Origin of the sequence: Mycobacterium sp. OAE908 (assembly GCF_017872775.1) — a bacterium.
In the GTDB taxonomy this organism is placed as follows: domain Bacteria; phylum Actinomycetota; class Actinomycetes; order Mycobacteriales; family Mycobacteriaceae; genus Mycobacterium.
This window is the reverse complement of the sequence record NZ_JAGGJL010000001.1, coordinates 2,806,925-2,823,096: the sequence shown is the minus strand read 5'-3', so window position 1 is coordinate 2,823,096 and position 16,172 is coordinate 2,806,925. Positions and strand designations below refer to the sequence as shown.

Below are 16,172 nucleotides of genomic sequence, written 5' to 3'. Positions count from 1 at the left end.
TTGTTGACACGTCGCGAAAGCATGTCGCTCCCGGACACCCGAGGGGTTCGCAGGCATGCAATCGTCAGGTGCCGTACAGATGCAGCGCCTTGGCCGTCGCCGTCGCCACTTCGCCGCGCAGATTCTGGATCGGTGCACTGCCTCGCACCTGAATCGAATTCGAGAGCAGCACGACGTAGGTGTCCGAGCCCGGATCCAGCCACACCGTGGTTCCGGTGAAGCCGGTGTGCCCGAAGCTACCGATCGGGAAGATCAGACCCCGCGGCGCGGAAAGGCGGGTGTCGATATCCCAGCCGAAGCCGCGCAGGTTTTGTCCTGCGATCGCCGGATACGTCGGAGCGAGTAGCGGATTGGCTTTGTTCGGCCTCGTTGCGATGGCTTCTCGGGTTGCGGCGTTCGCCTTGTCGATTTGTTGTGCCGTGTGTCCAGGCTGCTGCGGAGTCGTCATCAACTCCAAAGTCGCTTGCTGCAACGGGAATCCGCTGGGCCTACCCGCGAGCCGGTCAAGCAGGGCCTGCGCGTAGATGCCGATGTCGTGCGCCGTCGAGAACAGGCCCGCGTGCCCGGCCACTCCACCCATGCGTCGCGCCGTCGTGTCATGCACCCTGCCGCGCAGCAGATTACCGAAGTCGGGGTTCTTGCTCGGGTCGCCTGCGTTTTCCTCGTCACGCGCTGTCGGTGCGATCCGCGGCAATAGACTGCTATCGGGCAGGTAACCCGTGTCTGCCATGCCAAGCGGTGCGAACACGTTCTGCTGTACGTAGACGTCTTCGGTTTCGCCAGTGAGGCTTTCGACCAACGCGCCAAGCAGAATGAAGTTGATGTCGGAATAGCGGAAGGCCTCGCCTGGGCTTGACTCCAGCGGTGTGGTGAGCGCACGCCGAATGCCTTCAGCTTTGTCGGGGCGGTCGAGCCCCCACGGATCCTTGAGGTCGACGTCGCCTGTTTCACCCGAAAAGTGCGTCAGCAACATCCGGACGGTCACCTTTGCGCGCTGCGGATCGTTGGCCGGATTGAAGCCGGGCAGATACTGCTGCACGGGATCGTCGAAGGCCACCTTGCCTTGTTCGTAGAGCTGCATGATGGCGGTCGCGGTGGCAAGGGGTTTCGTCAGCGACGCCATGTCGAAGATCGTGTCCTCGGTCATCGGCTCTGCGGGCGCGGGCGATGCGTCCAGGCCCGGCTCGCCTGCGAGCTTGCGGTCCCCGTAAGCCTGCTGGAAGACGACCGTGCCACCGTGGCCGACGAGCAGCACTGCGCCCGGAAGCTCATGCGCCGCGATCGCGTCGTTGATCAGCTTCGAGACCGGTGCGAAGTCATATGTGGGTGCGGGGTTAGGCGGCGGGACCGGGGCGGGAGCCTGCGCGGCCGGGGGAGCCGCTGTAGGCGGGGGCTTTGCGCTTTCGCTGACCGGTGCCTGCACTGCCGCCCCGCTTGAACACCCCGTCGCGAGTGCAAGCACGACGGCGCCAACAGCAATGGCCTTGGTCAGCGGAACGCCGCTCCCTGCTCGCGGTCGAGGTACGTCTCAGACTTGTTCTTCAGGAAGAAGACGTAGACGACAAGTGAGACCGCGATGCAGACCGTCACGTAGCCGATGAACAACGGCACCTGATCGCGCGCCTTGAGCGCCTGGTAGATCAGCGGGGCGGTGCCGCCGAAGATCGAGTTCGCCAGCGCGTAGCCGACCCCGACACCGAGCGCCCGAACGTGGGCGGGGAACAGTTCGGATTTCACCAGCGCGTTGATCGACGTGTACCCGGTCAGGATCACGTACCCGACGGCTACCAGCAGGAAAGACATTATCGGGGAACGAGTTTCAGGCAGATAGGTGATCAGCACATAGGTGTAGATCAGCCCGCCGAAACCGAACCACAGCAACAGCGGTTTGCGGCCGACCTTGTCGCTGATGATCCCGCCAACGGGCTGCAGCAGCATCAAGAAGATCAGGCCGATCAGGTTGATCCAGGTCGCGGTCATCGCCTGCGATTTGTAGGCCGTCTTGACGATGGTGGGTGCGTTGACGCTGTAGGTGTAGAACGCGACGGTGCCGCCCATCGTGATCAGGAAGCACAGCAGAAGCGGTCGCCAGTAGCGCGTCAGCAGTTCTCGCATCGAGCCGGCACCAGGGTCCTTGCCCTCCCTGACGGCTGCGAGGGTTTCCTCGCTGAGCGACTCGTCCATCGTGCGACGCAGCCAGAACACCACGACCGCGGCCACGCCGCCGATGGCGAACCCGATCCGCCAGCCGAACTCGTGAACCTGCTTGTCGTCGAAGGCGGTCAACACGATCAGCAAGGTGAACTGAGCGAGCACGTGACCGCCAACCAGCGTCACGTACTGGAACGAGGAGAAGAAGCCGCGGCGCTCCCGCGTCGCCGCCTCGGACATGTACGTCGCCGACGTGCCGTACTCGCCGCCAGTGGCGAACCCCTGGAGCAACCGGGCGAGGATCAGGATGATCGGCGCCGCGATGCCGATGCTCGAGCGCGCGGGAACCAGCGCGACCACCATCGAACAGGCGGCCATCAGCGACACGCTGACCGTGAGGGCGGCCCGGCGACCGCGGCGGTCGGCGAACCGCCCGAAGAACCACGACCCGATGGGCCGCATCACGAACGTGATCGCGAAGATCGCGTAGATGTAAACCGTCGAGTTCTCGTCGGTCTCGGCGAAGAACTGCTTCTCGAAATACGAGGCGAACACGGTGTAGACGTAGACGTCGTACCACTCGACGAGGTTGCCCAACGATCCGCGGATCGTGTTCCAGATCGCCCGGCGGGTCGCGGCGGCCGACGGCGGCGGCACTTGTGCAGTCGATGCGGTCATGTCTGTCGATTCAAGCATTGACCGGCGCTACCACGTCGCATAAGTCGGCTAGTTGTTGCAGAGAAGTGTCCGGGCTTGGTCGGCCTGATCGTATGCATACGTCGCCATCGCCGAAAGCGTCATCGCCGCGCCCACGGCGGCGAGCGATTCGTACGCGTCGTCGCCGAGAACGCCGCGCAGGTGCATGACGGCGTCGTCGATCTCGGGAACGGCAAACGAGATCAAGGGGTCGACGGTGAAGCCGGAAATCGTCGCGGCCGGTTCGTAGTGCCCCAATCGGTCCAATACCGCTGCCAGACAGGCCAACGGCATCCGAATCTGTGCGGTGTTGCCCGAGTCGTAATAGTGGCGAATGCCCAGAGTGACGTAGTCGAGCGCCGCGATCGGGTCACCATGTTCGACCTCGAGCCGACCAAGACTCATCGCGGCGAACGACTCGTTGGCACGAACACCGTTGTCGTGCGCGATCGCCCTACTGCGGCGCAGCGCGTCCAATGCGACGAGCGGCGCCACGTCGCGATGCGCGAAGCCATAAGCCAGCAGGGTGAACGTGATCGCGTGCGGATTGTGGGTCGCCTCGCCGACCTCGATCAGGCCGTTCGCGGCTGCCAACGCCTCGTCGGCCACACTGGCGATCATCTGGCACAGCACGAACGCGGCGCGAAGAAGTCCGCGCACGTCATGCCCGGCTGCGAGGCGGGGCCGACACCAGTTCGCCCAGCCCTCGCCGTCCCGCGTCAACAGATACAACCGACCGAGTAGACACTCGAAACCGAACAGCACCTCAGCGCCGCGGGTCATCTCAGCCATCGCCGCATCTCGGTATCGAACCGCGTCAGCGATCCGGCCTTTCAGGCCGCACATGGACGACAACACGTACAGCGTCGCCAGCCGCGGATGATCGCTGGCTAGGGCAGCATCCAGAAGTTCTTCCGCCCATGTGATCGGCTCGAGGTTCTCGACGATGTAGCCGAGGATGCCCGCATAGGTCGCAATGGCGGCGGCGTCGTCGAGGTTGCGATCGGCCGCCCACCGAAACGCCACGCGCAGATTGGCCAATTCGGCGCCGAACCAGGCGTAGGCGTCGCGCTGCTGCGGGCTGTCCCACAACATCATGATCTCCGACTCCCGCTCGGCGAAGTGGTGTGCGTGTGCGTCTCGAACCTTGTCAGCCGCACCGCTTTTCACCAGTTGCTCGCCTGCGAAATGACGAATGGTCTCGAGCATCGAGTACCTCGTGTGCCCCGCTGTCTGGTTCACGACGACCAGCGACTTCCGCACCAACGCATCGAGCAGATCCAGCACGAGGTACTCGTCGGCGAATCCACCTATCGCACAGGCACTTTGCAGATCGAACCCGCCCGCAAACACCGAACACCGTTCCAACAGCGCCTTTTCGGCATCCCGCAGCAGATCGTAGGACCAGTGCACGGCATGGCGCAGACTTTGATGATGCGGAACGTCACGACGTGAGCCGACCAGCAGATGGAACCGGTGATCCAGCCGATCACGCACCTCGTTGGCGGTCATCGACGCCATCCGTGAGGCAGCGAGTTCGATGGCCAACGGAAGGCCGTCGAGGTGGCGGCAGACGTCTATCACCGCATCGGGTTCGGTCAATGCGAACTGCGGCCACACGCTGCGGGCGCGTTCGACGAAGAGTGCCACGGCTTCGGAGTCGATGCCGTCACCGACTTCCAGCGAGTACACCGGCCACAGTTGCTCATCGCCCAGACCCAATCGCTCGCGACTGGTCGCCAACGCCTTCACGGTTTCCGATTGGTCGAGGATGGCTTCGATCAGGTCGGCAGCGGCGTCCAGGACGTGTTCGCAATTGTCGAACACCAGTAGACGGGTTCTGCCGTGCTGTGCCGCGGCAATCGAATCCTGCAGGCTCTTGCCCGGCTGCTGCGTGATATTCAGCACCGCGGCGACCGCATCAGGGACCGCCGAAGCATCGTTCACCGCGGCAAGTTCGAAAAGCCATACACCGTCGGCGAATTCGTTTACCAACGCAGCGGCGGTCTCGGTGGCCAGCCGGGTCTTACCAACCCCGCCAGGACCGGTCAGCGTCACCAACCGGTGTCCGCGAACGGCGCCCTTCAGTTCGACGAGATCCAGCTCCCGTCCGACGAAGCTGGTAACCCCCGGCCGCAGATTCCCTGGCGTCGCGTCGAGCACCTTTATCGGCGGGAACTCCGAGCGCAAACCCGGTGCTTGAAGCTGAAATATTCTGACGGCTGTCGGCACGTCACGCAGCCGCCGCAGCCCGAGGTCGAGCAGGTCCAACCCGCTCAGTTGGTTGGCAGTCGAGTCGGCCAGCAGAATCTGACCACCGTGGCCGGCCGACATCACCCGCGCGGCCCGATTCAGTACGACACCGAAGTAGTCCCCGTCGCGAAGCTCGGCCGCCCCGGTCGCCAGGCCCATCCGTACCGGCAACTGCAGCGCTCGCTGCGCCGCGACGGCTGCGTCCACGGCCGACTTCGGCGAGGCAAACGCGGCGACCACGCCATCGCCCGTACGGCTGAACAGGAAACCGTCGTGCGCGTCAATGGCGTGACTCACGACGTCGTCGTGTGCGGACAGTGCGGCCCGCATGCCTTCGGCATCGGCTTCCCACCGACGAGTCGAGCCCTCGATGTCGGTGAACAAGAACGTGACGACCCCAGACGGCGGTCCCCCCGCGGCCACGGCCACAGGATGTCACAGCTAACCAGCTTGCATCTCGAACATCGCCAATTACGCGGCCGTGAATACCACTGGCAACGCCGCGGGCGAGCGGAATGCCACGCCGTTGATCACCGGCTTGGGCGCCGTCGGCTCGAGATGCAGGTCCGGCAGTCGGTCGAGCAAAGCGTTGATCGCCACCGTCGTCTCCATCCGCGCCAGCGGCATGCCCAGGCAAACATGCGGGCCCGCGCCAAACGTCAGGTGCGCGAGGATCTTTCGCGTCGGATCGAACCGGTCAGGATCCGGATAGTGCGCCGGGTCGCGGTTGGCCGCCGCAACGCTGACACTGACGTTCGTCCCCCTGGTGATCTTGATGCCGCCCAGCTCACAGTCCTTCTTGGCCACGCGCACGACCGTGCTGATCGGCGGTTCCCACCGCAGCGCCTCTTCGATCGCACCCCGCAGCAGCGTGCGGTCGTCCCGCACCGCCTGCAGCAGCGCCGGCTCCGTCAGCATCGCCACCAACAGATTCCCCGACGCCCGATACGTCGTCTCCACTCCCGCAGGCAAGATCAACAACAGGAATGCGAAGATCTCCTCGTCGGACAGTCGCTCGCCATCGATCTCCGACTCGGCCAGCGTGCTGATCAGGTCGTCCTGCGGATCCCTTCGCCGCTGCGCCAAGATTTCCCCGAAGTACTCCTTGAGCGTCGCCGACGCCGCCATTCCGACGTCCCAGTTGTAGACCACGCTCAACAGCTCGATCGACAACTGCTGAAACCGCACATAGTCCTCACGCGGCAGGCCCATCAATCGTGCAATCACCTGCACCGGGAACGCAAACGTGAACTCGCGCACCAGATCTGCGTGGCCTCGCGGTGCGAACCGGTCGATCAGCTCGTGCACCACCACCTCGACCAGTCCGGCGCGCCACCGCTCCAACAGCTTCGCCCGAAACAGCGGCGACACCAGCGCTCGGCTGGCCCGGTGCTCGTCGCCCTCCTGCTCCAGCAGCGTCTTGCCCATCACCGGGCCCATGATGTTCTGGTAGATCGACGACGAGAACCGCTCCGAATCCGTCAGCACCGTCTGACACTCGTCGTAGCCGAGCACCGTCACGCCTGCCATGTCGAGGTTCTGCGCCGGCGTCTCGACGATCGGGTTGCCGACCATCACGCGATGCTTTTCCCGTGCCACCCTTAACTTCTCGTGCACATTCTCGACCGCCATCAGCAGCCCGTCCTGCAGCTTGGCGGGATCGAACTCCGTCACGACGCAGTCACCGTCTCCGTGTCACGGCCTGATCGCAGTACCGTGCCCGGCAGCGCGCCGGTTGCGACGCCGTCGCGGCAGACTTCTGTACCAGCGACCCATACCGATGTGATGCCTTTGGCATCGGCGACCAAACGCGGTGCGCCGGCAGGTAAGTCGTAGCGCGTGAGCTCCGGCCCGTGGTCGACGGTCGCGGGGTCGAACATCACCAGGTCCGCATGCCACCCTTCGACGATGCGGCCGCGTTCCTTCAGCCCGTACAGTCGCGCCGGTACATCGGTGATCAGCCTGACGGCTTCCTCCAACGTGACCACCTGGTGCTCCCGCACACCGTGGCCGAGCAACGACGTCGTGTAGATCGCGCCGCACATCATGTCGAGATGCGCGCCTGCATCCGAACCGCCGATCACCGCGTCCCTATTGCGCCACACCTGCGCGCGCGCCTTCCAGTCCGCTTCATCGTCCCCGAAGGGCCGCGGCGACAAGCCTGTCCGCAGTTCGTCTGCGATCACGATGTCCAGCAGCACATCGAACGGTTCTCCCCCGCGCGCCGCCGCGACTTCACCGACCGTGCGGCCTGTCGCGTCGTCGTTCTGGGCCGCGAACGTCTCGACGATGATCAGGCGCTCCCAATTAGCCAGGCCGCGAAGGATTCCCGCCTCTTCAGAATGGGCACCCTCGTCGAGGCGCCTGCGCACCTCGGGATCGGCGAGGGCCTTGAGTCGCTCGGGCACCGGCAGGTGCATCGTCTCGCGCCAGCCCGGCAGCCCGTCCAGCACGAAGCCGGTCAAGAACGACAGCCGGATCTTCGTCGAATGCGGCAGCGTCAGCGCGACGATGCGGCCGCCACGCTCGGCGGCGACTTTCGATGCGCGCAACTGCTTTTCGTGGCCTTCGGGGTTGGCGGCCGAGACGCCGAGCACGTTCCAGTTCAGCGGCCGGTCGGCGGCCCGCGACATATCGGTCAGCAGCGCGATGTCGTCGTCGGTGAAGCCGGACAGGCAGCCGGGGATGATCGCCTCTATCTGTGTGCCCGAATGTTGACGCAGGACGGCCGCCAACGCCACCAACTCGTCGCGGGACGCGCTGCGCGACGGCACCGGTTGCCCCGACCCGTCGTTGTGGGTGTTCGACTGCGACGTCGACAACCCCAGCGCACCGTCCGACAGCGCAGCACCGAGCAGAGTGGCCATCTTTTCGATCTGCGCCAGAGACGCCTCACCACCGACCGCGTCGTCACCCATCGCGGCCAGCCGAATCGCCGAGTGGCCCACCAGGAATCCGGCATTTACGGCCGTGCGTCCGTCGAGCCGGGCCAGCCAGTCGCCGAACGACGACCACTGCCAGTCCAGCCCGGCGCGCAGCGCTTCCAACGGCATGCCCTCGACGCGGGCCAGCATCCGAGTGAGGTAATCCTGTTGTTCGGGCCCGGCGGGAGCCAGCGTAAAGCCGCAGTTGCCGCCGAACACCGTCGTGACGCCGTGTTGCACCGACGGGCTCGCGGTCGGATCCCAGAACAACTGGGCGTCGTAGTGCGTGTGCAGGTCGACAAACCCAGGTGTGAGCGTCTGGCCCTGCGCATCAACGATTTTCGATGCCTGCTCGTCGATGTCACCGACCGCGACAATCCGGCCGTCGCGCACCCCCACATCACCGTGCCGGGCGGGCGCGCCGGTGCCGTCGACGATCGAGGCGTCTTTGATCAGGAGGTCGAGCATGCCAGCCATCCTTCGTCGGGCAGTGGGTGGCGGAACAACTCGGCGGCGTTGCGGTGGGTGATGCGGGCCGCGTCGTCGGCTGACAGGTTCGCGACATTGCGCGCGACGACGTGCTGGGTGTCGGGCCACGTCGAGTCGGCATGCGGGTAGTCGCTCTCGATGAGGATGCGTTCGGCGCCGATTGCGTCAAGCGTGCCGAACGCCGTCGGGTCGTCGATCGAGCAGAACCAGAAGTTGCGTCGCAGCACTTCGCTGGGCAGCAGGTCGCTTTTCCACGCGCCGCCCTCGGCGCCCGACGCGGAGTGGGCAAGCACGAAGTCGGCGCGGTCGGCGAGCATCGCCACCCAGCCGAGGCCGCCCTCGTCGAGCGTGATGTTCAGCTTCGGGAAGCGCACCGGGATGCCTGACCACAGCCAATCCGCCGTCGCGACAAGGGCATTCACGGGGAACAGTGTGGTGATGGTCTCGAACGGGGTATCGGGCGCGGGAATCGGCGCCCACTGCGCGGAGCCGGTGTGCAGGCAGATGACGGTGTCGGTCTCCTCGCACGCGGCCAAGAACGGATCCCATGCGCCAGTGTGCAGGCTGGGTAGGCCGCACTGCGCGGGTAGCTCGGGGAAGCTGACGGCCTTGAAGCCGCGTTCGGCGTTGCGGCGCAGCTCCTCGGCGGCTAACAGCGGGTCGGCCAGCCAGGGCAGCTGCAGCGGGATGATGCGGTCGGGGTAGGAGCCGGCCCACACCTCGTGGTGCCAGTCGTTCCACGCACGCAATACGGCGAGGCCGAGTTCGGGGTCGTCGCTCTTCCAGAACACCGTTCCCGCGAAGCCGGCGATCAGCGACGGGAAGTTCAACGATGCCCAGATGCCGGCCAGGTCCATGTCGGCGATCCTCGCGTCGATATCCCAACAGCCGCGGCGCATTTCGTCGAACCGGGCGGCCTCCATGCTCCACTCTTCTTTAGGCCGACCGATCACAGCGTTCAGACCGATGTTCGGATAGGTGCGGCCTTCGTAATTCCAGACCTGAGTGCCGTCGTCGGACTCGACGATCTTGGGCGCCCGGTCGGCCAGCGCCTTCGGCAAGCGGCCTTCGAACATGTCGGGTGGCTCGATGACGTGGTCGTCGACCGAGATGAGGATGTGCTGTCGCTCCCGGGGCGTCGGGTCAGGCAGCAGCGCCATATGACGACTATGGTCGCTTTGCCGATCCTGTCGATGCTATTTGTGCAAAAACAGCGTAATTCCCGGCGGCTCGCTGAGACCTGGCTGTGAGGACGCCAAACATCTCGTGGCAATTTCGTTATCGAGGTTTATCTCATTCGTCACTTTGGCAACACTGGTATCAGTGCGGCACAGCCGGCACGTCCCGTCAACGAAAGAGTGGAATGGAAGACCTGCATGAACACAGTTCTGTACTTCAGCCCCAGCGGCGTCGCTTATGAGACCCAGGCCTACACCACCGCCGATATCGCCGAGCTTGTCAGCGACTATGGCCTGGAAAGCCTGACGAGCACCGACCGGCGATTCGACTTCTGGTTCACGAAGTCAACGCAGCGGTGCCAACGCCGAGCCAACCGTGCCGCGACCCGACTGTTGTTGGCTACCACCAACTTCACTGCGAAAACGGTTCCGCTGCTGCGAGGGTGCGTGGTTATCGCGACCCACGACTCGGACGGTGATCTCGACGGCCTGAGCTGGGAGCAGCTGGACCTCTTGGCGCAGCGAAACCGCGCGCTGACGAAACGCGAAGAACGAGTGCTCGACCGGCGGATCGCGCAGGACTTGCGCCGGCAACGGCGCCTACGCCGCGGGGTTGACGTCGGGAGCGTCGGCCACGACGTCGATCTTGTCCGCGGCCGCGGGAACGCAGAACGCACATAGCTTTGGGCTCAGCGTGGGGTAGCCGCACGCCGGACAGATCGCCAACGATCCGCCCTCGATAGAGATAGTGCTCGCCACCCCAGTCCCCTTCCGCCCGGTGGAGGGTATATACCCCGGCTGGCGGACTTCAACCGACCCGTGGCGCATCCCAGTCCACGACAAATCGGTGTGACGGGTCGGCCGGGTCGACGGCGCAGGTCAACGGCAGGCCTACGGCGAGACCTGGCACATGGGCAACGGGCACCGGCTGGACGGCCCGGCCCGTGATCGGGGCCAGATTCGGGAAATGCAGCTCGACCTCGAGCATGTAGTGCGGAGCGTCGATGAGTTCCGGCCGACTCGGCGTCCTACCGAGGCTGCGCGGCGTGGTGCCGGTGGGCGCGAAAGACTTCAACGCTGCCTGCACACGCTGGCCCGTCGCGAGTAGCGCGGCCGCCGAAAGCACCTGGCCCGCACCGCCGGTCTGCCTGTACGCCTCGGCCTGCTGTCCGACGTTGCCCTGAAAGGCGCCTTCCACTGCCGCCTTGATCTGGTCGGCCAGGTCGCCCGGTGGTGGCGAACCCGTCCATCCCGTTTGCGGCGACCAACTCGACTGGTTGAACGTCACTTTCGGAGGCGCGTTGAAAACCGTTCGTGCCGGGCCCGATCCGACTTGCGGCGGGATGGGTTGACTCAGATCGATGCGGACGTTCTGCGGATTGGAATCTTCGACCTGCACCGGCACGGTCTTCCCCGGCACCACGGCGATGCCGAGCACGTAAGGCTCGAAATTCTGCCGAATGGTCACCTCATACGGTTCACGGCCGAGGACCTCGACCCTGAGTCCGATCCTGCACGCGGAGCGCTGATTCGGCGGGCTCCCGACGGCCCAGCCAATCTTTCGCACCGACAACACCTGTGCCGTTCCAGGTGTCGACGGACCGCGCACCTTCGTCTCCCTGGTCCTGATAACCACGTACACGATCAGCGCGGCTACGCAGATCGGCACGCCGAACGTCAGCCCGTTTGACAACAGTGCATCGACGGCACTGCTCGACGACCCGAAAGCGAGGTTGGCCAGCACCATTGGCGCACGTTAGCAAGGCGCCCAGCGTTGCCAGCGATCGTTTGCAATATCTTCAGCCGATTCCCAGTTCCGGCCAACACCATTATTGACATGAACGCTAATTACGGGTAGGCCTATTAGCTGGCAAACACATTGCTCCCGGGCCGCCCGGGCGGCCAGGCTCGTCATCCAGCGAAGGGTAACGCCATGGCTGATGTGGACTATTGCGTAGTGGGCGCGGGATTCGCCGGATTGACCGCGGCATTGCGCCTGAAACAGGCGGGCCACTCGGTGGCGTTGCTGGAGGCGCGCGATCGCGTCGGCGGTCGCACCTTCACCGAAACCCGCGACGATGGGCTGTGGATCGATCGCGGCGGCGCGTGGATCGGACCGGGCCAGGACGCCATCTACGCGCTGATGAACGAGTTCCACATTCCCAGCTACAAGCAGTATGTCGACGGCGACGCCATGATGTACGTCGACGGCAAGAAGTACCGATACAAGGGCACCATTCCGCTTTCGATGAGCCCCTGGGCAGTCGCCAACATCGGCACGGTCTTCCTCGAGCTCACCCAGATGTGCAAGTCGATTCCGGTCGAAGCACCGTGGGAAGCACCCAAGGCAGCGAAGTGGGATCGGCTCAGTTGGGGGGCTTGGCTGGACAGGAATACCCTGTCGAAGCCCGCCCATCAGCTGCTCGATTCTTCCGTCGCTGGCCTGTATACCTCTGCGGCGTCAGAGGTTTCGCTGCTGTTCGTCCTTTACCAGATGGCGTCGGCCGGCGGGCCGAGCTTCGTGCTCGGCGTCAAGGACGCGGCCGAGGACGCCAGGCCCGTCGGCGGCATGGGTGCCATCCACCGGGCCATCGCCGCCGAACTCGGCGATGCCATCCACCTGTCGCAGCCGGTGCGCAGCATCGTCCAAGACGCCGACATGGTCACGGTCCGCTCCGACGACATGGTGGTGCGCGCACGCCGCGCGGTCGTGGCCGTACCGATTGCGATCGCAAGCCAGATCCATTACGAGCCAATGCTTCCGATGGACAGGTCGTTCCTGCACCAGCGGATGCCGCTCGGCGCGGTCTTCAAGATCGCCTTGGTTTACGACGAGCCGTTCTGGCGAGCCGACGGCCTGTCGGGTCAGTCTTTCGCGCCTGGTTCGATGGCCAACCTCACGATCGACTCTTGCACCGGCACCGGTCGACCCGGCGTGCTGACGGTCATCACGGAAGGACCCGTCGCGCGCCAGATGACGAAGCTTCCCTACGACGAGCGCAGGAAGGCCGTACTCGCCGCGGTCACCGAACGTTTCGGCGACAAAGCACAGTCACCGGTCGACTACGTCGAGCAGAACTGGAGCACCGAGCGCTACTCCGGCGGCGGGATGATCTCCCACACTCCACCCGGGGTACTCACCGAGTTCGGCCCCGCCCTGCGTGAACCTTGTGGGCGCATCCACTGGGCCGGCACCGAAACGTCGGCAGTCATGTATGGATTCATCGACGGAGCCGTCCGCTCCGGTGAGCGCGCCGCGGCCGAGGTGATGGAACGTGAAGCGATGACGGTGGCCTGAGCCCTATCCGACCGGAAGTTCTTGCGCCGGAGGCGATTCGGATTCCGGTCGCGGCGCTGGCGGCCCGATCGTAATCGGCACCGGCCCCGGCAGCCCTGGGCCTTCCATATGCTCTACCGGTCCCAGTCCCTCCGCGCCGTCGATATGAGGGACGGGCTGCGCGACATCAGTGGAATCGTCCGTAGTCTCGTCGGATTGGTCGGCTTCGTCGGTTTGGCTGTTCACGCGCACCGGCACCTCTTCGGTCGGTGACGGTTCGACGGGTTCAGTTGTCGGGACGGCGACTTCGATGGTCGGCCACTGCACCGGGTTCGGCAGCGGTCCAGCGGGTTGCCCATCGATGCGCACCCCGTTTTTCGCGCTACGCAGTAATCTCGCCCAACCTCCGTCAGGGGTCGGTGAGCCGAGGAGGCACGCGACCCGACGGCTTCCCGCCGCCCAGCCCGCCGCGTCGATCGGCTGATAGCGAATGGACAGGCCCGTGGCGTCCAGCGTCACCGGCGAGAGATACGCCGCCGTCGCCACGCCACAGGCGTCCCGCACCACGGCATCCTGAGCCGCCGTCGACGGCGCCGCTTGACCGAATACGGTGGAAAGGTCTGCGGTGCCAGTGATTTCGAGCGCGTGCGGCAAACCGCAGTCCACCGCGATGTCGGTCGTCTTGCCCTCCCGGATGCCCAGGCACGTGCCGGTCGCCCAAACGCGAGACTGATCCTGGCTCTCTACCTTGCCCTTGAATCCGAACGAAGCGATGCCGTCGCTTGGCAACTGCAGACCGCACACCAGCCGGCCGCCGGTCTGCACAGCGCCCACGACGAATCGGCCGCCCGGATCATAGTGCGTCCCAAGGTAATAGCCGACCGCTCGCGCGCAGGTCTGTTGACCGTCGGCTCCGGCAGGGGGTATCGGTTCGGAATCAGCGACCTCGAACAGGTGCTCCCCGCCGCAGTCGACCTTCGTCGCACGCTCTGGTTCGCCCGGCGGCCAGGTGAGGCAGTCGCCGCGACGCGCGTCGGCGGTCGGTGCGTGGGCATTCGAGCGATGCGTCATCTGCCAGACGACCGCAACCGATGCGGCGACGACAGCAACGGCGACAGCGACGAAGAACAACCTCATCGACCACAGCGGAAAGCGCACCCGTCGTGGCCGGGGGCGCGCATGCGAATGGTGCACCGGCAGCTTGTCGGTGGACACCTCGTCGGACCTGTGCTTCACCGACACGCAATGATGGGACCACAGCTAATGTTCTGCTGCAATGGCAAGCAAAGCACTTTCACCAAATAGTTAGCGGAAAGCGCACAGATAGCAACAGCTGACCAGATTGCTGTGCGATAACGGGCCGGGGCACGAATTACATCGATGTATAGCGACACGGTCACGGATCCATACCCATCTGTGCATCACTAGGCACATAAGCCTCATCAATCACTAACGTCACAGCAGTCGACTTCTGACGTCAAAGCGACGTCATGTCCCCTTGAAAGGTGTGTCATGTCGCCGCGTCTGCGAATCGCCTCTGCATCGGTGGCGTCGGCGGCTGCGATCAGCTTGTGCGTCGCCATCGGCGTCACACCGCTCGCCGGAGCCGAACCGTGCACCGATGCCGCCGCGGCGGCCCAGCCTGACGTTCCCGCGGCCCCAGCCATGCCAGTGACCGGGGGCCTGCCACGGGGACACCGGCCTCCCAATGTGAATACGAGCGCGCCGTTACCGCGGCTGGGCCAGGTGTCGCGAGCCCTTCTCAACGCGTTCACTCCCCAAGCCGGGCAGGTGCAGAAGCAGGCGGGCGTTGCGCCTGCGCCAACACCACCGAACGCTGCCAATCAGCAGACCCCGGCCACTGCGCAGCCTGTCCCCGAAGCGGCCCCCGCCCCGCCGCCCGCACCGCCGACCGCCGACCCGCCTGGCACCTCACTCGTCGGTTGGGTGACCGGGCCCAACAGCCCGAACAACACGCTGTCACGTTTCGCCATCTCGGGTACCGACCTTGGGATCATGTGGGACAACGGTTCTCGCGAAGTCCTGATGGCGTTCGGCGACACCTCTGGCTACTGCAGCGCGCCCGGTCACCAATGGCGATACAACGTGCTGATGCGCAGCCAGGACGGCGCCCTGTCGAACACCGTCAGCTTGGCCAACTCGCCGATGTGGGCCCGCGGCATCTCCAAACAGATCATCAACACCACCAAGTGGGCGCCCGACGAGACTGGAATCATCCCGACCGCTGGCATCTCGGTCGGCGGAAAGCAGTACCTCAACTACATGTCCATCAAGAGCTGGGATGCCAACGGCGCCTGGACAACCAACTATTCGGCGATCGCTGTGTCACCCGACAACGGCGACCGCTGGGGCGTCTACCCGGGATCTGTCCGCACGCCACGACCCGACGCCATCCCGGGCGCGCGGCACGTCGACGGAAATCAGAACTTCCAGCAGGGGGCGTTCCTCAAACCCGGGCCCGGCGACCCGTACATCTATTCGTTCGGGACGCCGGCAGGCCGCGGCGGTTCGGCATACATCGCGCGCGTCGCCCCGGAGAACATACCGGACGTCACCAAGTACGAATACTGGAGCTCAGACCAAAACGCTTGGGTCCCAGGCAATCCCGGCGCGGCAACGGTGGTCATCCCCGGGCCGGTTGGCGAGATGTCAGCCCAATTCAACACATACCTGCATCAGTATCTGGCGATGTACTGCAACGGCGCGAACGACGTCGTGTTCCGGACTGCGCCTGCACCACAAGGCCCGTGGAGCCCGGAGCAGATGGTGGTGCCGTCGATGCAGTTCCCCGGCGGGATCTACGCCCCGTTCCTGCACCCCTGGTCGACGGGCAAAACGTTGTACTACAACCTGTCTGAATGGAATGACTACAACGTCATGTTGATGAAAACGGTTCTGCCGTAGTCAGAGCGACTCGATCATCTTGGTCGCGGTGGCCAAGTCGACGCCACTCTCCTCCTTGTACGCCTTGATCGCGGCTATCTTGTTGCCGGACGCGAGCAGTTGCCGCACGCGGTCGGAGACTTGGGTGAGCGTCTGCAGATCTGGGATCGGGATCCCTGTCTTCTCGTAGAGGTGCCGAACCAGCTGCTCGAGCACACCGAGCCGTTCGTAAACGTCGCGTGAGGATGTCATCGCGTCAGTGTCTCAGCTGGACTCGCTCGCGCGAAAATCGCGCGACTC

General features: G+C 64.9%; 12 protein-coding genes. 3 read left to right on the top strand and 9 right to left on the bottom strand.

Annotated elements, in window-relative coordinates:
- Positions 1-64: 64 nt before the first annotated feature.
- The 6 genes from J3E61_RS13920 to J3E61_RS13895 are packed head-to-tail and all read right to left on the bottom strand — an operon-like array spanning position 65 to position 9,673.
- On the bottom strand, positions 65-1,492 hold the full coding sequence (locus J3E61_RS13920) for a beta-lactamase family protein (RefSeq protein ID WP_210085546.1): 1,428 nt from the start codon (positions 1,490-1,492) through the stop codon (positions 65-67).
- Positions 1,489-2,829, bottom strand: a complete 1,341-nt coding sequence (locus J3E61_RS13915) for an MFS transporter (RefSeq protein ID WP_192725323.1) — start codon at positions 2,827-2,829, stop codon at positions 1,489-1,491. The genes J3E61_RS13920 and J3E61_RS13915 overlap by 4 nt, the downstream gene beginning before the upstream one ends.
- A 48-nt stretch (positions 2,830-2,877) precedes the next feature.
- Positions 2,878-5,529, bottom strand: a complete 2,652-nt coding sequence (locus tag J3E61_RS13910) for an adenylate/guanylate cyclase domain-containing protein (protein WP_210083947.1) — start codon at positions 5,527-5,529, stop codon at positions 2,878-2,880.
- A 42-nt stretch (positions 5,530-5,571) separates the two neighbouring features.
- A complete protein-coding gene (locus J3E61_RS13905; protein WP_210085545.1) occupies positions 5,572-6,732 on the bottom strand; it encodes a cytochrome P450 in 1,161 nt (386 codons plus the stop codon).
- 38 nt (positions 6,733-6,770) lie between these two features.
- On the bottom strand, positions 6,771-8,492 hold the full coding sequence (locus J3E61_RS13900; RefSeq protein ID WP_210083946.1) for an amidohydrolase family protein: 1,722 nt from the start codon (positions 8,490-8,492) through the stop codon (positions 6,771-6,773).
- The gene (locus J3E61_RS13895) at positions 8,477-9,673 is read right to left on the bottom strand and encodes an amidohydrolase (protein ID WP_210083945.1); all 1,197 of its coding nucleotides are present in this window, start codon (positions 9,671-9,673) and stop codon (positions 8,477-8,479) included. The genes J3E61_RS13900 and J3E61_RS13895 overlap by 16 nt, the downstream gene beginning before the upstream one ends.
- A 216-nt stretch (positions 9,674-9,889) precedes the next feature.
- Between J3E61_RS13895 and J3E61_RS13890 the strand changes: the two genes are divergently transcribed.
- Entirely contained in the window at positions 9,890-10,372 is a 483-nt protein-coding gene (locus J3E61_RS13890) for a hypothetical protein (RefSeq protein WP_192725327.1), read from the top strand.
- Between the two features lie 127 nt (positions 10,373-10,499).
- On the opposite strand, the gene J3E61_RS13885 is transcribed toward J3E61_RS13890, so the two are convergent.
- Positions 10,500-11,438 carry a hypothetical protein gene (locus J3E61_RS13885; protein ID WP_192725328.1) on the bottom strand — a complete coding sequence of 313 codons (939 nt, stop codon included), beginning with the start codon at positions 11,436-11,438 and terminating at the stop codon, positions 10,500-10,502.
- A 186-nt stretch (positions 11,439-11,624) separates the two neighbouring features.
- Between J3E61_RS13885 and J3E61_RS13880 the strand changes: the two genes are divergently transcribed.
- Positions 11,625-12,989, top strand: coding sequence for an FAD-dependent oxidoreductase (locus J3E61_RS13880; RefSeq protein ID WP_210083944.1), 1,365 nt, complete (start codon positions 11,625-11,627; stop codon positions 12,987-12,989).
- A gap of 3 nt (positions 12,990-12,992) precedes the next feature.
- On the opposite strand, the gene J3E61_RS13875 is transcribed toward J3E61_RS13880, so the two are convergent.
- Positions 12,993-14,204: a septum formation family protein gene (locus tag J3E61_RS13875; RefSeq protein WP_210083943.1), complete on the bottom strand. Its 1,212-nt coding sequence runs from the start codon at positions 14,202-14,204 to the stop codon at positions 12,993-12,995.
- Between the two features lie 276 nt (positions 14,205-14,480).
- Here J3E61_RS13875 and J3E61_RS13870 point away from each other — a divergent pair, with 276 nt between their 5' ends.
- On the top strand, positions 14,481-15,893 hold the full coding sequence (locus J3E61_RS13870) for a DUF4185 domain-containing protein (protein ID WP_210083942.1): 1,413 nt from the start codon (positions 14,481-14,483) through the stop codon (positions 15,891-15,893).
- Here J3E61_RS13870 and J3E61_RS13865 read toward each other — a convergent pair whose 3' ends face one another.
- On the bottom strand, positions 15,894-16,124 hold the full coding sequence (locus tag J3E61_RS13865; RefSeq protein ID WP_192725332.1) for a hypothetical protein: 231 nt from the start codon (positions 16,122-16,124) through the stop codon (positions 15,894-15,896).
- Between the last annotated feature and the right edge of the window lie 48 nt (positions 16,125-16,172).